Source organism: Streptomyces sp. NBC_01381, assembly GCF_026340305.1.
In the GTDB taxonomy this organism is placed as follows: domain Bacteria; phylum Actinomycetota; class Actinomycetes; order Streptomycetales; family Streptomycetaceae; genus Streptomyces.
The window spans coordinates 2670228-2689514 of record NZ_JAPEPI010000002.1; the positions used below are offsets into that span (position 1 = coordinate 2670228).

Here is a 19287-nt window from a genome sequence, read left to right on the forward strand (position 1 = left end):
CCGGACCCCGCACCGAGAGACCCACTACCCCGCTAGTCTCGAGGTCTGTACGTCGATTGAGCGACCTCAGGAGGTAGCGCGATGACGCAGGGACGGCCCGGAGGAGCCAACTGGGCCCCGCTGTGGGAGCGCGACGCGGAACTCGCGGCGGCCGCACGGGCAGTGGACGAGCTGTGCTCCGACTCCATGACGGCCGGCGGACTGCTCGTCTTCCGCGGCGAGGCGGGCATCGGCAAGACGGCACTGCTGACCGAGGTGCGCCGGATCGCGGAGGGACGGGCCACGGTCTGGACCGCACGCGGCGGCGAGACCGTCACCTCCGTCCCCTTCAACGTCGTACGACAACTGCTGCAGCCGGCGCTTGTCTCCCTCACGCCCGACGAGGCCCGGGAGTACCTCGGTGACTGGTACGAGATCGCGGGCCCCGCGCTCGGCATAGCCGAGCCGGGCGGCGTCCAGGCCGACCCGCAGGGCGTGTGCGACGGCCTGGTCGAGGCGGTCGCACGCCTGGCGGGACTGCACTGGCCGCTCGTCCTGATCATCGACGACGCGCACTGGGCCGACCAGGAGACCCTGCACTGGCTGGCCGCGTTCTCCCAGCGCCTCGCCGAACTGCCGGTCCTGGTCGTGGTCGCCCACCGGCCGGACGAGGCCAGGGGCGACAGCGCACGCCACCTCGCGGCGGTCGGCGCGGCGTCCGGTCCCTCGACGGTGCTGCAGGCGCTCACCCCCGAGGCCGCGGCCGGACTCACCCGCGCCACCCTCGGCGAGCACGCCGACGCCCCGTTCTGCCGCGAGGTCTGGGCGGTCACCGGCGGCAATCCGTACGAGTCCGTGGAACTGCTCGCCAAGGTGCACGACAGCGAGCTCGAACCGGTCGAGGGCTCCGCGGACGAACTGCGCGCCCTGAACCGATCGGCGCGCGGCCGTGGCCTCGTCGCCCGCCTCGAAGGCCTCGGCACGGACGTCACACGGTTCGCGTGGGCGGCCGCGATCCTCGGCGCGGCGATCCCTCTCGACCTCGCCGCCTCGCTCGCCGGGATGACGCGCGAGTCGGCCCAGCGGTGCGCGGAGCGACTGCGCACGGCCCGCATCCTGCTCGGCGACGACCAGGGCATGGAGTTCGTCCACCCGCTGATCGCCAGCACCGTCTACCGCTCGATCCCGCCCGCGACGCGCACCGCGATGCACGGCCAGGCCGCCTGGGCCGTCACGCTGTCGGGGCGTGGCGCGGCGGCCGCATCCCGGCACCTCCTCGAAGTCCACCCGGACGACGACCCCGAACTGGTCGAGCAGTTGCGCCACGCGGCGGCCGAACATCTCGCGGTCGGCGCGCCGGACGCCGCCCGCCGCTGTCTTGAGCGGGCCCTGCGGGAACCGCCGCTGCCCGAGAACCACGCGCGCGTGCTCTACGAACTGGGCTGCGCCACCCTGCTCACCTCGCCCGCCACCACCATCCGTCATCTCCGCGAGGCGCTCCACACGCCGGGGCTCGACCGCACGCTGAGAGTGGACGCGGTCTGCCGGCTGTCCCAAGCCCTGGTGCACAACGACCAGTTGGAGGAGGCCCTGCGCGTCGTCGACGCCGAGGCCGCGCGCCTCGAACCGGGCCCCGACCGGATGCGGCTGCAGGGCGTCCACTACATGTGGGAGGGCATCCACGCCGGCGAGGAGGACGCGACGGGCCGCTCACGCCGCCTTGCCGCGCTCGCCGGACCGCTGCCCGGACGCGACAACTCCGAGCGCGCCCTGCTGATCCTGCGCGCCTTCGACGCCATGACCCGTGGGGAGAACGCGGAGGAGATCGTCGAACTCTGCGACCGCGCCCTGGTCAACGGCCGGCTCGCACCCGGCCTCGGCTGGACCGACACCGAGTGGGGCTTCGAGCTCCTGATGATGCTGGGCAGCGCCTACATCTTCACCGACCGGCTCGACCGCGCCGAGAGCCTCTTCGCGGAGGCGGTCCGCGCCTATGAGACCGCGGGCTGGAGCGGCGGCCACCTGGCGCTCGCCAAGGCCTGGGTCGGCCTGGTGCACCGCAGGCGCGGACGCCTCAAGGAGGCGGAGGCCTCGCTGCGGGACAGCCTGCGCCTTGCCGACCGGGTCGGCAGCGGTCTGCCGATGCACTGGGACGCCGCGTGCATGCTCATCGACACGCTGCTCGCGCGCGGCAAGGTCGACGAGGCACAGGAAGTCGCCGAACGCTACGGCATCGCGCCGCCCTACCCGTCCACGATCTTCGTGCCCGACATCCACTCCGTACGCGGCCGTCTGCTGATCGCCGTGGGGCAGCGGACCGAAGGCGTCAACGAACTGGAGGTCGCCGCGAAGGCGTCGAACGCACGCGGCCGCTACAACACGATCGTCGCGCCCTGGGCGCACGATCTGGCCCGCGCGCTGGCCTCGGACGATCCGCGGCGGGCCGCCGAACTGGCCGCGGACGCGCGGGTCCAGGCGGAGCTTTTCGGCACGGAGACGGCGATCGGGGAGGCGCTGCGGTGCGCGGCGTCCCTGGAGAGCGGGCAGCGGGCGGTCGACCTGTACGCGCGAGCGGTCGCCTGCCTGGAGGCTTCGCCGTGCGCGTACGAACATGCGGTGGCCCGGGTCGAGTACGGGATCGCGGCGGGAGCCGCCGGCGAGTTGGCGCGGGGGCTTGCCCTGGCCGACGCGTGCGGCGCGGACGGTCTGGTCGCCCGGGCACGGGCGTCGTTGGCGGTGGCCGGGGTGTGAGCGGGCCGGTGGCTACGGATGGCCGTAGATCATCGGCTCCGCTGGGCTCGTCTTCAGAGGCTGGAGGGGCTGAGGCGTCCGGCGGTGGCCGGGGTGTGAGCGGGTCGGTGGCTACGGATGGCCGTAGATCATCGGCTCCGCTGGGCTCGTCTTCAGAGGCTGGAGGGGCTGAGGCGTCCGGCGGTGGCCGGGGTGTGAGCGGGCCGGTGGCTACGGATGGCCGTAGATCACCGGCTCCGCCGGGCTCGTCTTCAGATGCTGGACGGGCTGAGGCGTCCGGCGGTGGCCCGGGGTGTGAGTGGGCCGATGGCTACGGATGGCCGTAGATCATCGGCTCCGCTGGGCTCGTCTTCAGAGGCTGGAGGGGCTGAGGCGTCCGGCGGTGGCCGGGGTGTGAGTGGGCCGGTGGCTACGGACGGCCGTTGATCACCGGCTCCGCCGGGCTCGTGCTCAGACGCCGGACGGGCTGAGACGTCCCAGGTGTCCTGTCACCTCCGCTGCCTCCTCCATGATGCGTGCGATCAACTCCTTGCACGAGGGCAGGTCTTCGATGAGCCCTGCCACCTGGCCGGAGGCCATGACGCCCGCCTCCGGGCGGCCGTCCACCATGGCTGTCTTCAGCATCATCGGCGTATTCGCCGCCAACAGGATCTGGCTCCACGTCAGATCCTTGCCGTGCCGCATCGTCAGGCCGTCCCGGGCCATCTCCCGCCAGCCCATCCCGGACAGCTTGCGGAACGCCGCCGCATGGCGCACCGCCCGCGTGAGGGACGACAGACGGCCGGACTTCTCGAGGGCGGCCACCAGGTCCGTGCGCAGCATGCGATGGGGGAGGCCGTCCACCCGGGTCGTCACCGTGACGTCCTTGACCGATGCCGCCAAGTAGCGCGCCTTCACCGCGTCCGGGACCGTCGAGTCCGAGGTCAGCAGGAAGCGCGTGCCCATCGCGACGCCCGCCGCGCCGTACGCGAGCGCGGCGACGAGCCCCCGTCCGTCGTAGAAGCCGCCCGCGGCGATCACCGGGATGTCCACCGCGTCCACGACCTGCGGCAGCAGCACCGTGGACGCCACTTCCCCGGTGTGCCCGCCGCCCTCGCCGCCCTGCACCACGACCGCGTCCGCGCCCCACGCGGCGACCTTCTCCGCGTGCCGCCGCGCGCCGATGGACGGGATGACGACGACCCCGGCGTCCTTCAGCTCGGCGATCAGTTCCTTCGATGGGGCCAGGGCGAAGGACGCGACCCGTACCCCTTCCTCGACGATGATGCGTACGCGGTCCCGTGCGTCGGCCGCGTCGGCGCGCAGGTTGACCCCGAACGGCTCGTCCGTACGGGACTTGACCTCCCGGACGGCGGAGCCCAGCTGGTCGACGGTCATCGTGGCGGAGGCCAGGATGCCCAGGGCGCCCGCGTTCGCCGTCGCGGAGACCAGACGGGGGCCTGCCACCCACCCCATGCCGGTCTGCACGATCGGGTGGCGGACGCCGACCAGCCTGGTCAGCGCCGTCTCCATGGTCGCCGGTCCTGACGTCATGCGCGCACCTCTCGGTCCCGCAGGCCGCGCGGGTCCACCACGTCCCGGATCAGCCGCAGCTCCTCCGCCGACGGCTCGCGCGTGGACGGGACGTCGTCCGGAACATGCAGGGCGAAGCCCGTCGCCTCCCGCACCTGATCGACCGTCACCCCCGGGTGCAGCGAGAGGATGCGCATCGCGTGGTCCGGTGTCGAGAAGTCGAAGACGCCGAGGTCCGACACGACCCGGCGCAGATCGTGGTAGCGCGTCGCGGAGGGTCCTGCCGCCGCCGCGCTGTCGAAGCCCACCCCGCTGATCATGTCGACCTTCTCGACGAAGACGCGCGTCGAGTGCCGCGGGATCCAGTAACTCACCGGATTGTTGAGGGTGTTGACCGGCGCGCCGCGCACCCCGAGCAGCTGGCGCTTGGGCCGGTCCCAGTCGCCGATGCAGGAGATGTTCTGATTGCCGAATCGGTCGATCTGGCTCGCGCCCATCATGACGTGACGCCGGCCGCCCATCACCATCGTCAGGTGCTTGCGGTACGGCAACCAGCCCTCCGTCACCGTGGACGGCGCCCCCACGGCGGGAACGTCGCCGATCAGCAGCGCCTCCCCGTCCGTGAGCAGCAGATCCGGCGAGAACGTCAGCTTCGCAAGGCGCGCCCCGATCGACGGCACCGTGCCCATCGGGGATGCGAGGACCTCGCCCGCGTCCCGCCAGGCCTCGGCGCAGGCGATCACGCAGTACTCGGCGCGGGTGACGGCGGTCGCGGCGGGCGTCGCCGATTCGGTCTGCGTCATCGCTGCTCCTTGTGCCAGGTCTGGACGGCCGTCTGGTAGTCCTGCTCGGTTCCGGAGAGGAAGCGGTCCTGGAACGCCTGCCAGGCGTCCGGGTTGCCCGCCGCGGTGGCGTACGCCTTCTGGAAGGGCTCGTCCCGGCCGTAGTCCGGAACGCACGATGTGAAGTGCGCCCCTTTCGGCGTCTCGGTCACCCCCGTCACCGCGTGCCGCGAGATCAGCATCGTCTGCGGCGCCGCGTGCTCGGTGAGCGCGCTCGACTCGACGATCCGCTCGCACGACACATACGCGGTGTCGGCCGCCTCGCAGAACAGGTCGTCGAAGTACGGATCGGGGCCCAGATACTGGGCGTTGCCCAGGCGGTCCGCGCGGTTCATGTGCACCAGCGCCGCGTCCATCCGCAGGGCGGGCACCGCCACCAGCTCCTCTCCGTCCTCGTACGGCGAAGTGACCGTACGCAGCTGGGGGTTGACCCGCAGCACGTCCGAGCCGAGGCCCGCGCGGATCGGCAGGAAGGGCAGCCGCTGGGCGCCCGCCGTCAGGCCCTGCATGAACATCGCCTCGTCCAGTTCGACGAGTTCGAAGGCGCCACGCTCGCGTGCCGCCCGGAAGTGCGGCTCCAGCGGGATCGAGTCGAGCGTCGTGAACGCCGTCACCAGCTTGCGGATCCGTCCGGCCGCGGCGAGCAGGCCGATGTCCGGACCGCCGTACGCCACGACGGTGAGGTCCGTGACCTCGGACCGCAACAGCGCCCGTACCATCGCCATCGGCTTGCGGCGCGAACCCCAGCCGCCGATGCCGAGCGTCATCCCGCTCCGCAGCCGCCCCACGATCTCGTCGGGCGTCATGGTTTTGTCCGTCATGCCGTGCCCTTCTCATCCGTCTCGTTCGTCTGGTTCCTGTCGCCCGTCTCGCCCGTCTCGCCCGTCTCGCCCGTCTCGTCCCTGGTCCCGAAGCCGTCGCGGACGCGGTCGGCCAGGCCGCTCAAGTTCGCCTCGAAGGTGAAGCCCTGCTCGAAGCGGTAGCTCCGGTGCACGTCGACGGGGTCGATGCCGTTGATCGCGGCCTTGGCGAAGCGCAGCAGCGTCCCGTCCTTCTGGGCGATCTCCCGCGCCAACTCCAGGGCCGCATCGCGCAGTTCCGCGCGCGGGACCACCCGCCACACGGAGCCGTGCGCGTGCAGTTCGGCGGCGGTCGCCGTGCGCGAGGTGTAGTACAGGGCGCGCATCAGGTGCTGCGGCACCAGGCGGGCGAGGTGCGTGGCGGCGCCGAGCGCGCCGCGGTCCAGCTCGGGCAGGCCGAAGGTGGCGTCGTCGCTCGCCACGATCGCGTCCGCGTTGCCCACGAGCCCGATGCCGCCGCCCAGGCAGAAGCCGTGCACCGCCGCGACGACCGGTACCTCGCACTCGTACACCGCGGAAAACGCTTCGTAGCACCCGCGGTTGGCACCTATCAGTGCGCTGTGCCCGCTGTCGCGCTGCATCTCCTTGATGTCCACGCCCGCGTTGAAACCGCGGCCCTCCGCGGCAAGGACCACACAGCGCGTCCCGGAATCCCGGCCCGCCTCGCGCACGGCGGACGCCAGGTCGTACCAACCGTGCACAGGCAGCGCGTTGACGGGTGGGAAGTCGACGGTGACGACGGCCACGCCCTTGTCCGGGCTCGAGGTGGAGACAGACATCAGAGGATCCGCTACCTTTCAACCAGGCGCTTTCAACCAAACATTTGTTAGTTGGAAAGGTAGCAGCGATGACTGACACGCGACAGGGTGTGCCACCGGTCGGGCGGCACGGCGCGGGGCAGGTGGTCGTCGTCACCGGCGGCACCCGGGGCGTCGGCGCCGGCATCGCGCGCAGCTTCCTCGCCGCCGGCGCGCATGTCGTCGTCTGCGCCCGCAGGCCGCCGGACAGCCCGGTCGAAGTGGGTGGTGCGGCGGCCGAGTTCCGCCCCCTCGATCTGCGCGACCCGGAGGCCGCGCGCACCTTCTTCGCCGATGTGGCCGCCGATCACGGCCGGTTGGACGTGCTGGTGAACAACGCGGGCGGTTCGCCCTTCGGGCTGCTCGCCGATGCGTCACCGACCCGCCAGGCCAAGATCGTCGAACTCAACCTGCTGGCACCGCTGTACGCGTCTCTCGCGGCGTACGAGGTGATGCGGGCGCAGCGTCCCGCGGGCGGCAGCATCACGATGATCGGGAGCGTGAGCGGCACGCGGCCTTCGCCCGGCACCGGCGCCTACGGAGCGGCCAAGGCGGGCCTGGAGAACCTGGCAAGCACCATGGCCGTCGAATGGGCCCCCACGGTGCGGGTGAACACCGTCGTCCTCGGCCTCGCCCGGACCGAGAGCGCCCATCTGCACTACGGCGACGAGGCCGGCATCGCGGAGGTCGCCCGCACGGTCCCGCTGGGACGGCTCGCCGACCCGTCGGACGCCGGGGACGCGTGCGTCTTCCTCGCCTCCGAGGGCGCGCGCTACATCAGCGGCGCGGCGCTGCGTCTGCACGGCGGCGGTGAGCGCCCGGCGTTCCTCGACGCGGCGTCCGCGAACAAGTAGCCATCAGCAAGTAGCCACCGGCAAGGGAAAGGGATCCCGCATGACTGCCAGGAACGGAATCTGCGAGGGCCGTGTCGTGATCGTCACGGGCGCGGGGCGCGGCCTTGGGCGGGCGCACGCACGCGCGTATGCCGCCGAGGGTGCGAAGGTCGTCGTGAACGACCTCGGCGTGGGGCCAGACGGCTCCGGGGCGTCCGGCGGGCCCGCGCACGACGTCGTCGCGGAGATCCGCGCGGCGGGCGGCGAGGCCGTCGCGCACGGCGGTGACATCGCCACGTCCGAGGGGGCGGCGTCCCTGGTCGCGGCCGCCGTCGACATGTACGGGGGCCTTGACGCCCTGGTGAACAACGCGGGGTTCCTGCGTGACCGGATGCTGGTGAACCTGGAGGAGGACGACTGGGACGCCGTCATGCGCGTCCACCTGAAGGGCCACTTCCTGCCGCTGAAGCATGCGGCGGCGTACTGGCGCGCCGAGGCGAAGGCCGGGCGTGCGCGGCACGCGTGCGTGGTCAACACCAGCTCCGGGGCGGGCCTTCTGGGCAGCGTCGGCCAGGGGAACTACAGCGCGGCCAAGGCCGGGATACTGGGCCTCACGATGGTGGCCGCCGCCGAATTCGGCTCCTACGGAGTACGGGTGAACGCGATCGCGCCGGCCGCGCGGACGCGGATGACGGAGTCGACCTTCGCCGAGACCATGGCCGCGCCCGAGGGCGGCGGCTTCGACGCGATGGCCCCGGAGAACGTGTCACCGCTCGTGGTCTGGCTCGGCTCCGAGGCGTCGGACGGTGTCACGGGGCGGGTGTTCGAGGCCGAGGCGGGGCGCATCACCGTGATGGAGGGGTGGCGGCCGGGCCCCAGCGCGGACAAGGGGGCGCGGTGGAGTCCGGCGGAGGCGGGGGAGGCGACGCTGAAGTTGCTCTCGCGGGCGGAGGTGCCTCAGCCGGTGTATGGGGCGAGGTAGATCACCGGCTCCGCCGAGTTCGTCCTCAAACGCCGGACGGGCTGATCAGTTTCAGCCCGGCCGGCGTTTGAGGCCGCAGGTACGACCGCCGGGTGCGGCTACCCGCCCGAGGCGACCCGCACCGGCTCGGTCCCTTCCGCACTGTGCCGCGCAGCCCAGTTCTCCAGCGACGTCCGGCACGCGTGATCCAGATGCCGCAGCCCCGTGAGGTCCAGCTCGATCGGCCGGTCCTGGGGCAGCGCCTCCAGCGCGTCGAGCAGCTTCGGCAGCCGCAGGAACGTGGCATTGCCGGACAGGTGCGCCCGGATCGGTCCGGCGCCCTTGTCGACGACCTCCACGTGCACATGGGACGTCTCCCACGCCGTCTTGATGACGGCGAGGGCGAGGCCGATGAGGACGCCCTCGAACATGCTCACCGAGACGATCGCCACGGCCGTCACGGCCAGCACGACCGCCTCACCACGGTGCTCACGCCACAGCTGCGCCAACTGCCGTGCGGGAACCAGCTTGCAACCCGCGTGCACGAGGACACCGGCGAGCGCGGCGACCGGGATGAGACCGAGCGCGGCGGGCAGCAGCGCGGCGAAGAGCAGCAGCCACACGCCGTGCAGGACGCGGGACGCCTTGGTCCGCGCGCCGGCCTGCACGTTGGCCGCGCTGCGGACGATGACGGCTGTCATCGGCAGCGCGCCGAGCAGCCCGCACACGGTGTTGCCCGCGCCCTGGGCCATCAGTTCCTTGTCGTACGACGTACGCGGACCGTCGTGCAGCCGGTCCACCGCGGCCGCGCTGAACAGGCTCTCCGCGGAGGCGATCAGGGCGAAGGCGAGCACGGTGCCGATGGCGCCGACTCCGGCCAGTTCGCCGAAGGCGGTGGCGTCCGGCAGCTGGACCGCCTCGACGAGCCCCTGCACCTCGACCGTGGCCACGGGCAGCGAGAAGAGCAGCGAGGCACCCGTGGCGAGCGCGACGGCGGCGAGCGGGGCCGGCACCACGCGGACCTTCGCGGGGAGCCTGCGCCACAGCACGAGGACGGCGACGGAGCCCGCGCCGAGCCCGAAGGCGGTCAGCGCGCGCCCCGAGCCGACGATGTCGGCGAGCAGCCCGGGAAGACCGGCGATCTTGCCGAGCCCGCTCGCGGGAGCTTCGAGGTCCGCCATGGCGTACAACTGCCCGGCGATCAGGACGAGTCCGATGCCGGCGAGCATGCCCTCGACGACGGCCACGGAGATGGCCCGGAAGAAGCGGCCGAGCCGCAGCGCGCCCATGGCGAGCTGCAGGATCCCGGCGGCGAACACGAGGGCGCCGAGCGCCGCGATGCCGAACTCCTGGACGGCTTCGTAGACGAGGACGGTGAGTCCGGCGGCGGGGCCGCTCACCTGGAGGCTGCTGCCGGGAAGGAGGCCGGTGACGATGCCGCCGACGATGCCGGTGATCAGGCCGAGTTCGGCGGGTACCCCGGAGGCGACGGCCACGCCGACACACAGGGGAAGTGCGACGAGGAAGACGACTACGGAGGCGGCGAAATCGTGCCGCGCGTCGCCCGGGGACCGGAAGAGAGAGCGGGCGCGATCGAGTGGAGAGGCAGGGGATTGCTGCATGTCGATGACTCCTGAGCGCCGTGGGGGGCGCATCGGTGTGACGTGGACGTGTCGGTTCCGGCGAGTGCGTGCGGTCGGTTCACGCGCGCGTGGCGCCCGGATGGGCCACGCGCGTGGACGTCGTCGTGCCGGTGAGGCCGATCAGCAGCGGAAGACCTGGAGGAGCGCCGGTAGTTCGCGACCCGCGGGTCTTGACTCGGCGTAGGCGGAGACGACCGGGCGGTACGCGCGCGTGGCGGCGTCCGGGGACGTGATGGCCCCGGTGTCGGCGCGCACGACGGAGTCGGGGGTGAGGTCGCGGCAGTTGGGGCGGCCGCGGGCCCGGAAGTGCTCGGAGGTCTCTTCGGGGTCTGTTTCGTCGCCGCAGTGCGCGTAGGGCGCGGTGGCCGCTGCCGTGCGGGACTCCGTGCCGGACGCGGGTTCGTTGATCCCGTGCGCGAAGAACTGGACGATCACCATGACCACGGCGATCAGCGCCGCGGGCAGCGCCCCTCGGCGTATCCCGGCTTCCGTCACAGTGGCAAAGTCCTCACGTTGCTGCGTAACTCGCGTCGTCTCCAAGCAACTTAACCTGCGTATGTGTCACCCGGGTGACCTGGTGGTGACATGAGGCGATAGTCACCCCTCGATCGTGCGTACGTGGCGCATTTGCGCCGGGCACGGCCCTGGGGCCGTGCCCGGCGTCGTTCAGTGGGCGTGCGGTCCGCCCGTCATCTGCGGCTTCCCGCGCGGTACGAACACGAAGGTGGTGGCCGTGCTGACCGCGGCGACGATGGCGCACACCAGGAACGCGTTCGCGAATCCGCCGCTCGTCCCGCCCTCGATGCCGGACGCGGCCACCGTGGAGACGACGGCGACGCCCACCGAGCCGCCCACTTCGTGGAAGGTGTTCACCACGCCGGACGCGACGCCCGCCTCCTCGGGGTCGATGAACCCCAGTGCGGTGGTCGTGGCCGCGACGAACACCGAGCCGAGTCCCAGTGCCGCCACGGACATGCCCGGCGCCACGACCGCCCACGTGCTGCCGTCAGGCCCGACACCGGTGAGCAGGCCGGTGCCGGCCGCCGCGAGCGCGAGCCCCACCGCCGCCGTGGCCCGCGCCCCCACCCGGCCCACGAACTGCCCGCCCAGGTGCGCGCCGACCGCCGTGGCGACGGCGACCGGAAGGAACAGCACCCCGGTCCTGAGGGCGCTGTGGCCGCGTACCTCCTGAAGAAACACGGACCCCAGGAAGAACAGCGAGATCAGCAGCGCGGTGGCGACCAGCATCAGATACGAGCCCACGACGACCGGCCGGCGCCGGAGCACCGCCAGGTCGATCAGCGGCGTGCGCTGGACGCGCTCGACGGCGACGAACACCCCGTAGAGCGCCGCCGCGACGGCCACCGGAATCAGTGTCCGGGGATGCGACCAGCCCGTGTCGCCCGCCGCGACCAGGCCGTAGATCAGCGCACCCGTACCGGCGGTGACCAGGAGCGCACCCGGCACGTCCAGACGGGCGGGCCGGGGTGCACGGGCGGGGACGACGGCGGGCAGGGCAAGCAACAGGGCAGCCCCTATGGGCACGTTGACGTAGAAGATCCACTCCCAGCCCGGGCCGTCGGTCAGGACCCCGCCGAGCAGGACGCCGAACGCCGCGCCCGCGCCGCCGATCGCCGCCCAGACTCCGAGCGCGCGATGGCGGTCGCTGCCGTGGAAGGAGGTGGTGACGATCGCGAGGGCGGCCGGGGAGAGCAGCGCGGCGCCGATGCCCTGCGCGGTGCGTCCCGCAAGGAGCGTCGTCGCGTCCGACGCGAGCCCGGTGACGAGCGAGGCGACCGTGAAGAGGGCGAGCCCGGTGAGCAGGGTGCGGCGCGCCCCGAGGACGTCGGCGAGCCGCCCGCCGAGCAGCATCAGGCCGCCGAAACACAGGGTGTACGTCGTGACGACCCAGGTCAGGGCGGTCCGGCCGAGGTCGAGGTCGGCGGCCATGCTCGGCAGCGCGACATTCACGACGGTGACGTCGAGCACCAGCATGAACTGGGCCAGACAGAGGAGTGTGAGCGCCGTCCAGGGGCGTCGGCCCATCGGCGGCAGCGGTGCCGTGTGGTGCGCGGCGGCCGGGGGCGGGTGGGGATGCGTCATGGCAAGTCCTGACCTGTAGGCGTGGCTTGACCGGGCGTCAGTCGACCGGGCGTGGCTTGACGCGACTGAACTGTACGGTCTAGTTCATGTGAACTCAACTGTTCAGTTCAGTTGGCTGATAGGGTGCGACGCATGAGAAGCGAGGGAACGTGAGAAGCGAGGGAAGAAGCACGGGTCGGGGCGAGGGGCCTTCGGGGCTGCGCGCGGAACGCAAGCGCGAGGCCATCGTCCGCGCCGCCCGCTCGCTGTTCCTCCGTGACGGGTTCGGCGTCGGCATGGACGCCATCGCCGCCGATGCGGGCGTGTCCAAGGTGACCGTCTACAACCACTTCGGCAACAAGGAAGCGCTGTTCACCGCGGTCATCGCGGGCGCGCTCGACGAACCCCTCGCCGCGTCCTCATCGGTGGCCGCCCTTGACGGCCTCACCGCGGCGGACGACCTGCGCGGGGCGTTCCTGAACGCCGCCCGGATCTGGGTCGACGCGGTCCGCGACGACCAGGAGATGAAGGCGCTGCGCCAGCTGGTCGCCAGGGAGATCCACCGCTTCCCCTCACTGGGCACGGCATGGGAGCACCACGGCCCGGAGGGGCATCACCCCGCGATCGCGGGCGCGTTGCGCGAACTGGCCGACCAGGGCCGCCTCGTCGTCCCGGACATGGAGGCCGCGGTCATCCAGCTGTACTCCCTGCTCGTCTTCCCGCACCTGGTCTTCGGCTCGTACGGCACCGACATCAGCGACGATCTGACGGAGCGCCTGATCGTCGCCGGCGTCGACATGTTCCTGGGGTGCTACGGCGCCGATTAGCGCCCGAGTTACGCCACCCGAAACCCATCCGAAACCACCCCAACGCCCCGCCTGTCTACACTCCGGCCCATGGCGCGGATCCTGCCCTTCCAGTCCCTGCGGCTTCCCACCGACGACGAGGGCGGGGGCACGCTGCGGTTCCGTACGGTGCACGGCTACCGGCGCGCGTACCGCATCGCCGGTGAGGGGCCCGCGATCCTGCTGATCCACGGCATCGGCGCGTCGTCGGTGACCTGGGCGCCGCTGATCGCACCACTGGCCCGTACGCACACGGTCATCGCCCCGGACCTGCTCGGTCACGGTGCGTCCGAGAAGCCGCGCGCCGACTACTCCGTGGCGGCGTACGCCAACGGGGTCCGTGATCTGCTCGGCGTACTCGGCATCGAGCGGGTCACGCTCGTCGGGCACTCGTTCGGCGGTGGCGTCGCGATGCAGTTCGCCTACCAGTTTCCCGAGCGGGTCGAGCGGCTCGTCCTGGTCAGTACGGGAGGCGTGGGGCCGCAGGTCAGCCCCGTGCTGCGGGGGGTCTCGCTGCCCGGCGCCGCGCTGCTCCTCTCCCTGCTCGAACTGCCCGGCGCCGATCTGCCGGTGCGGGCGGTCGTGGGGCTGCTCCGGCTCCTCGACACCGGGCTCGGGCAGGACGCGCCCGAACTGATGGGCCTGGTCGAGGCGTTGCCGGACGTCTGGGCGCGGACCGCGTTCATCCGCACGCTGCGGTCGGTCGTCGACTGGCGGGGGCAGGTGGTGACGATGCTGGATCGCTGCTACCTGGCCGAGGGGATGCCGACGCTGCTCGTGTGGGGCGACCGGGACAGCGTGCTGCCGGTCGACCACGCGTTCACCGCGCATCAGGCGATGCCGGGGAGCCGCCTGGAGATCTTCGGCGGGGCCGGGCACTTTCCCTTTCACGCCGATCCGGCGCGGTTCGTGGGGCTTGTCGAGGAGTTCGTCCGGGGGACGGCGCCGGCGGACTGGAGCGCGGAGCGGTGGCGGCAGTTGCTGCGGGCGGGGCGGCCGGGGGAGGAGGCGTTTGTGGGGGCGCTGGAGCGGAGGTATCGCGAAGCGAGTGAGCGCAGCGCGACGTAGGGGCGGGGCCCTTGGACCGCCACCGTGGCTCGGTCTCCTGGGGGCTCCGCCCTCAGACCCCCGCTCCTCAAACGCCGGAGGGGCTATTCGTCGCCCTCCTCCGCCAGCACCCGCTGTGCCACCGCGAATGCGGAATTCGCCGCAGGGACCCCGCAGTAGACCGCCGTCTGCAGCAGCACCGCCCCGATCTCATCGGGCGTCAGGCCGTTGCGGCGTGCCGCTCGTACATGCATGGCCAGTTCCTCGTAGTGGCCGTGTGCGATCAGCGCCGTCAGTGTGATCATGCTGCGTTCGCGGCGGGCCAGCGTGGGATCGGTCCAGATCTCGCCCCACGCGTAGCGGGAGATGAAGTCCTGGAAGCGCGCCGTGAAGGGCGTGGTGTTCCCCTGCGCACGGTCCACGTGCGCGTCCCCCAGGACCTCCCGGCGTACCGCCATCCCGCTCGCCGCCGCCCCGCCGAAGTACCCCCGCAGCGCGGCGACCACCGCGTCGGGGCGTTCCGCGGGGGCCAGATGTGAGGCCCCGGCCAGCTCGGTCAGGGACGCGCCCGGCACCGCGTCGGCGATCTCGCGCGCGTGGGCCGGCGGTGTCGCCGGATCCTCGCGCCCCGCGATGACCAGCGTGGGCGCGCCGACCTCCGCCAGCGCGCCCCTGAGGTCGTACGCCGCCAGCGCGTCGCAGCACGCGGCGTACGCGTCGGGGTCGGTGTTCCGGTGGTCGTCCACCAGGCCGGGCACCGTGAACCCGGGGGTGAACCAGCGCTGCGGTGCGGTCTCCGCGAGCGTGGCGAGGCCCTCGCGGCGTACGAGTTCCGCACGCTCCTCCCACGGCGCGGACCCGCCGAAGTGCGCCGACGAGCAGATCACGGCGAGGCTCTCGATCCGCTCCGGGTGGTGCACCGCGAGATGCAGACCGACGGCGCCGCCGAGCGAGACACCCGCGTACGAGAAACGGTCGATGCCGAGCGAATCGGCGAGCGCCAGGACGAGATCCGCCAGGTCGGCGACGGTGGCACCCGGGCCGATCAGGTGGGCGGGCGACTTGCCGTGGCCGGGGAGGTCCCAGCGTACGACCCGCTGAGCGGTGGAGAGTTCGGGCGCCACGGCGTCCCACAGGGCCGTGGATGTGCCCAGGGACGGGCCGAGGAGGAGAGCGGGCGCGGTCGGGGCGCCCTCGATGGTGTGATGCGGCAGCTTGGTGCTCAACGTCGCTCCAGGGCTCGGTCGGTGAGGGCGCCGGCGGAGCCGGTATACCGGGTCGGGTCGGTGAGTTCGGCGAGGTCGATGCCCGCGAGGCCGACGCCCTTGAGCTCGGCTTCCTCGGCCAGCACGTCCGCGAGGGACCTGGCCTCGTCCCGGGTGCGGCGGGCCGCCGACGTGAGGAGTTCCTTCGCGCGCGCCCGGCCGACGAGCGGCGCAAGCTCGGCCGTCAGGCGCTCGGAGACGATCAACCCGTGGGTGAGGCCGAGGTGTTCGCGCATGGTGTCCGCGTGCACCCGGAGGTTCTCGGTGAGCTCCACCGCGTCCCGGCTCGCCCCGCCGACCGTGCGCAGGAGGTCGCGGAGGGCCTCCCACTCCGCGTGCCAGGCGCCTGCGGGGCGTTCGTCTTCGGCGGCCATGGAGGCGAGGAGCGTGGCCGCGAGGGCGGGCGCGCGGCGCGCCGCCGCGGCGATCAGCGTGGAACGTACCGGGTTCGCCTTGTGGGGCATGGCGGAGGAGCCGCCTCCGGCGCCTTCGGAGACCTCGGCGATCTCCGTACGGCCGAGCGTGAGGATGTCCACCGCGGCCTTCCCCAAGGCACCCGCGGCGAAGGCGAGGGCCGATGCGAGGTCGGCGACGGGCGTGCGCAGGGTGTGCCAGGGCAGCCCGGGTTCGGCGAGCGACAACTGCCGGGCATAGGCCGAGACGAGCCCCGCGCTCCCGCCGTACGCCCCGAACGCCGCCAACGTCCCTGCCGCGCCGCCCAATTGCACCGGCAGCGAGGCACGCACCGCCGCCACCCTGTCCCGTGCGTCGAGGGTCAGCGAGCGCCAGCCCGCCGCCTTCAGGCCGAAGGTCGTCGGGACCGCGTGCTGGGTCAGCGTGCGGCCCGGCATCACCGTGTCCCGGTGTGCTGCGGCGAGGCGGGCCAGTGCCTGTTCCGCGCGGGCCAGGTCGGCGAGGATCAGGTCGAGGGTCCGGCCCGCGATCAGCATCATCGCCGTGTCCATGATGTCCTGGCTCGTCGCGCCCCGGTGCACGTACGGCGCCGCCGCTTCCGGCACCGCCGCCGTCAGGTCCGCCACCAGCGGGATCACCGGATTGCCGCCGGCACGCGCGCGGAGCGCGATGTCGCGTACGTCGAAGCGGGCGGCGTCCGCCGCGGCGCCGACCGCGGATGCCGCGTCCGCAGGGGCGAGGCCCGCCTCCGCCTGGGCGCGGGTCAGCGCCGCCTCCGCGTCCAGCATCGCCTGCAGGAACGCCACATCCGACACCGCGGCCTCGGCGGGGGAGCCCGCCCGCCCCGGGGCGAGCAGGCCGTTGTCGTACTCCGCTGAACTCACTCGAACTCCAGGAACACCGTTTCGCCCTCGCCCTGAAGGCGGATGTCGAAACGGTACGTGCGGTGCGCCTCGGGGCGCGTGATCAGCGTCGCGCGCCGCCGCGCGTCGAGCGAGCCGAGGAGGGGGTCGCCCGGCTCGTCCGTCAAGTAGGCGCGTGTGTACAGGTGGTGGAGCAGGCCGCGCGCGAAGACCGCGACCGCGATGTACGAGACACCGCCGGGCGGGAGCGTACGGATCGCCCAGTGGCCGTCCGCGTCGGTCGGCACGCGGCCGAACCCGGTGAACGCGACGCCGTCGCGGCCGATCACCTCGCCCGTGACCGGGTCGTGCCGCAGCGATCCCGGCGCTCCCGTGCGGGAGCCGTCGGGCGCGGGCTGCCAGGTCTCGATCAGGGCGTCGGGCACGGGGTCTCCCGCGCCGTCGTACACATGCCCGTGCAGGGTGATCGTGTCCGGGTGGCCGGCCGGCGCGACCTCGCCGCCCCGCGGGAAGGGCAGCGCGTAGCCGTAGAACGGGCCGACCGTCTGGGAGGGCGTCGGAGCGTACGACATCAGTGGTTGCCGCCTTCCTCGAAGAGCGTCGCGGAGGGGCCGTCGAGGACGATGTCCCAGCGGTAGCCGAGCGACCACTCGGGGGTGGAGAGATCGTGGTCGTACGTCGACACCAGGCGCTGCCGTGCCGCCTCGTCCGTCACCGACCGCAGCACCGGGTCGTAGGGGAACAGCGGATCGCCGGGGAAGTACATCTGCGTCACCAGACGCTGGGTGAACGCCGAGCCGAAGAGCGAGAAGTGGATGTGGGCCGGGCGCCACGCGTTGACGTGGTTGCGCCACGGATACGCACCCGGCTTGACGGTCGTGAAGGAGTACGACCCGTCGTCATCCGTCAGACAGCGGCCGAAGCCCGTGAAGTTCGGGTCGAGCGGCGCCGGGTGCTGGTCGAGCTGATGGGCGTATCGCCCCGACGCGTTGGCCTGCCACAGCTCGACCAACTGGCCGCGCACCGGCCGCCCTTCGCGGTCCAGGACCCGGCCGGACACCGTGATCCGCTCGCCCAGCGGCTCACCCTGGTGCCGGCGGGTCAGATCGCGGTCGAGCGCGGTGATGTCGGTGACGCCGAACGCGGGCCCGCTCAGCTCCACCGCCTCCGGGTCGCGCAGCGGGATCAGCGGCTGCTTCGGGTGGCGCAAGTGGCTGCTGCGGTACGGGGGATAGTCGCGCGGCGGGTGGTCGGCGGGCACCGCCGAGGCCTGTGCCTTGGCGACCTCCGCGTCTATCTCCCGCTGGCTCAGCCCGTCGGGCAGGGGTTCGGTGAGGGTCATGTCTCTCGGCTCCGTGAGTACGGGGTGGTGCTGGTGAGGGGCGGTGGGTCAGCGTTCGAGGACCAGCGCGAGGCCCTGGCCGACGCCGATGCAGAGGGTGGCGACGCCAACGCCTGTTCCCCTGCGGGCGAGTTGGTGAGCGACGGTGCCGGCGAGTCGTGCGCCGGACGCGCCGAGCGGATGCCCGAGCGCGATGGCGCCGCCCTGCGGGTTCAGGACGTCCGGGTCGAGGTCCGGCCACTCGGCCGCGCACCCCAACACCTGGGCCGCGAAAGCCTCGTTGAGCTCCAGCGTGCTCAGATCGCCGAAGGACCTGCCCGCCTTCGCGAGCGCCCGGTTGACGGCATCGACCGGCGCCAGACCGAAGTAGTGCGGCTCGATCGCGGAGACGCCGGACGCCGAGACGCGGGCCAGCGGCTCGCGGCCGGTCGCCTTCAGTCCCTCCTCGTCGACGAGGAGCAGCGCGGCGGCGCCGTCGTTGAGCGGCGACGCGTTGCCGGGCGTGACCGTGCCGTCCGGGGTGCGGAACGACGGCTTGAGCTTGGCCATCGCCTCCAGGGACGCATCGGGGCGCACGCACTCGTCGCGCTCGAAGAGGACGGGATCGCCCTTGCGCCGCGGGATGGCGACCGGCGCGATCTCGGCGTCGAACAGGCCGTCCTTCTGCGCCTGTGCCGCCTTGTGGTGCGAGGCGAGGGCGTACGCGTCCTGCTGTTCGCGGGTGATCTGGTGCTTGTCCGCGATGAGTTCGGCGCTCTCGCCGAGCGGCACCGTCCACTGCGGCTCCATCTTCGGGTTGACCATGCGCCAGCCGAGCGTGGTGGAGTACAGCTCGGTGTGCCCGGCGGGGAAGGGCCGGTCGCTCTTGGGCAGTACGTAGGGTGCGCGGGTCATCGACTCGACGCCGCCCGCCACGGCGACGGAGGCGTCGCCGAGTGCGATGGCGCGGGCGGCCTGGATGACGGCTTCGAGGCCGGAGGCGCAGAGCGGGTTGACGGTGACGCCGGGGACGGTCACGGGCAGCCCCGCAAGAAGCGCGGCCATCCTGCCCACGTTCCGGTTCTCCTCGCCGGCGCCGTTGGCGTTGCCGAAATAGACATCGCCGATCAGCGACGGGTCCAAGTCGGGCGTGCGGGCGAGGAGTTCGCGGATCGCGTGCGCGCCCAGGTCGTCGGGGCGGATGCCCGCGAGCGCGCCGTTGTACTTGCCGACGGGGGTGCGTACGGCGTCGACGATGTAGACGTCACGCAG

Annotated in this window: 17 protein-coding genes; 5 read left to right on the forward strand and 12 right to left on the reverse strand. The window is 72.5% G+C overall.

Annotated features, from left to right (window positions below; genetic code table 11):
* Positions 1-81: 81 nt before the first annotated feature.
* On the forward strand, positions 82-2730 hold the full coding sequence (locus tag OG453_RS33455; RefSeq protein WP_266872301.1) for an AAA family ATPase: 2649 nt from the start codon (positions 82-84) through the stop codon (positions 2728-2730).
* Positions 2731-3180: 450 nt separating this feature from the next.
* On the opposite strand, the gene OG453_RS33460 is transcribed toward OG453_RS33455, so the two are convergent.
* From OG453_RS33460 to OG453_RS33475, 4 genes are read right to left on the reverse strand one after another with little or no spacing between them, the layout of a single operon-like run.
* On the reverse strand, positions 3181-4242 hold the full coding sequence (locus tag OG453_RS33460; RefSeq protein WP_266873222.1) for a nitronate monooxygenase family protein: 1062 nt from the start codon (positions 4240-4242) through the stop codon (positions 3181-3183).
* A gap of 17 nt (positions 4243-4259) precedes the next feature.
* Positions 4260-5045, reverse strand: coding sequence for a CoA-transferase subunit beta (locus OG453_RS33465; protein WP_266872302.1), 786 nt, complete (start codon positions 5043-5045; stop codon positions 4260-4262).
* The gene (locus OG453_RS33470) at positions 5042-5905 is read right to left on the reverse strand and encodes a CoA transferase subunit A (RefSeq protein ID WP_266872303.1); all 864 of its coding nucleotides are present in this window, start codon (positions 5903-5905) and stop codon (positions 5042-5044) included. Before OG453_RS33470 ends, OG453_RS33465 begins: the two co-directional genes overlap by 4 nt.
* Positions 5902-6723 carry an enoyl-CoA hydratase family protein gene (locus tag OG453_RS33475; RefSeq protein WP_266872304.1) on the reverse strand — a complete coding sequence of 274 codons (822 nt, stop codon included), beginning with the start codon at positions 6721-6723 and terminating at the stop codon, positions 5902-5904. Before OG453_RS33475 ends, OG453_RS33470 begins: the two co-directional genes overlap by 4 nt.
* 68 nt (positions 6724-6791) lie before the next feature.
* On the opposite strand from OG453_RS33475, the gene OG453_RS33480 reads away from it, so the two are divergent.
* Complete coding sequence (locus tag OG453_RS33480) at positions 6792-7595, forward strand: SDR family oxidoreductase (protein WP_266872305.1); 804 nt, start codon at positions 6792-6794, stop codon at positions 7593-7595.
* A 40-nt stretch (positions 7596-7635) separates the two neighbouring features.
* Positions 7636-8556 (forward strand): SDR family oxidoreductase, encoded by a 921-nt coding sequence (locus OG453_RS33485; RefSeq protein ID WP_266872306.1) that lies wholly within the window; start codon positions 7636-7638, stop codon positions 8554-8556.
* Positions 8557-8654: 98 nt separating this feature from the next.
* On the opposite strand, the gene OG453_RS33490 is transcribed toward OG453_RS33485, so the two are convergent.
* The 3 genes from OG453_RS33490 to OG453_RS33500 form a co-directional block, all read right to left on the reverse strand.
* Positions 8655-10157 (reverse strand): SulP family inorganic anion transporter, encoded by a 1503-nt coding sequence (locus OG453_RS33490; protein WP_266872307.1) that lies wholly within the window; start codon positions 10155-10157, stop codon positions 8655-8657.
* Positions 10158-10298: 141 nt separating this feature from the next.
* The gene (locus OG453_RS33495) at positions 10299-10673 is read right to left on the reverse strand and encodes a hypothetical protein (protein WP_266872308.1); all 375 of its coding nucleotides are present in this window, start codon (positions 10671-10673) and stop codon (positions 10299-10301) included.
* A gap of 171 nt (positions 10674-10844) precedes the next feature.
* Positions 10845-12281 carry a DHA2 family efflux MFS transporter permease subunit gene (locus tag OG453_RS33500; protein WP_266872309.1) on the reverse strand — a complete coding sequence of 479 codons (1437 nt, stop codon included), beginning with the start codon at positions 12279-12281 and terminating at the stop codon, positions 10845-10847.
* A 149-nt stretch (positions 12282-12430) separates the two neighbouring features.
* Between OG453_RS33500 and OG453_RS33505 the strand changes: the two genes are divergently transcribed.
* Together OG453_RS33505 and OG453_RS33510 are read left to right on the forward strand one after the other, a co-directional pair.
* Complete coding sequence (locus OG453_RS33505; protein ID WP_266872310.1) at positions 12431-13087, forward strand: TetR/AcrR family transcriptional regulator; 657 nt, start codon at positions 12431-12433, stop codon at positions 13085-13087.
* Between the two features lie 69 nt (positions 13088-13156).
* Positions 13157-14173: an alpha/beta fold hydrolase gene (locus tag OG453_RS33510; protein WP_266872311.1), complete on the forward strand. Its 1017-nt coding sequence runs from the start codon at positions 13157-13159 to the stop codon at positions 14171-14173.
* 83 nt (positions 14174-14256) lie between these two features.
* Here the strand turns inward: OG453_RS33510 and pcaD are convergent, their stop codons facing one another.
* Genes pcaD through OG453_RS33535 form a run of 5 tightly spaced genes read right to left on the reverse strand, consistent with a single transcriptional unit; the run spans position 14257 to position 19287 of the window.
* Complete coding sequence (gene pcaD, locus OG453_RS33515; protein ID WP_266872312.1) at positions 14257-15378, reverse strand: 3-oxoadipate enol-lactonase; 1122 nt, start codon at positions 15376-15378, stop codon at positions 14257-14259.
* Positions 15375-16715 (reverse strand): 3-carboxy-cis,cis-muconate cycloisomerase, encoded by a 1341-nt coding sequence (pcaB, locus tag OG453_RS33520; protein WP_266872313.1) that lies wholly within the window; start codon positions 16713-16715, stop codon positions 15375-15377. The genes pcaD and pcaB overlap by 4 nt, the downstream gene beginning before the upstream one ends.
* Entirely contained in the window at positions 16712-17266 is a 555-nt protein-coding gene (gene pcaG / locus OG453_RS33525) for a protocatechuate 3,4-dioxygenase subunit alpha (protein ID WP_266872314.1), read from the reverse strand. The genes pcaB and pcaG overlap by 4 nt, the downstream gene beginning before the upstream one ends.
* Positions 17266-18036, reverse strand: coding sequence for a protocatechuate 3,4-dioxygenase subunit beta (pcaH, locus tag OG453_RS33530; RefSeq protein WP_266872315.1), 771 nt, complete (start codon positions 18034-18036; stop codon positions 17266-17268). Before pcaH ends, pcaG begins: the two co-directional genes overlap by 1 nt.
* 48 nt (positions 18037-18084) lie before the next feature.
* Positions 18085-19287 carry a thiolase family protein gene (locus tag OG453_RS33535; RefSeq protein WP_266873223.1) on the reverse strand — a complete coding sequence of 401 codons (1203 nt, stop codon included), beginning with the start codon at positions 19285-19287 and terminating at the stop codon, positions 18085-18087.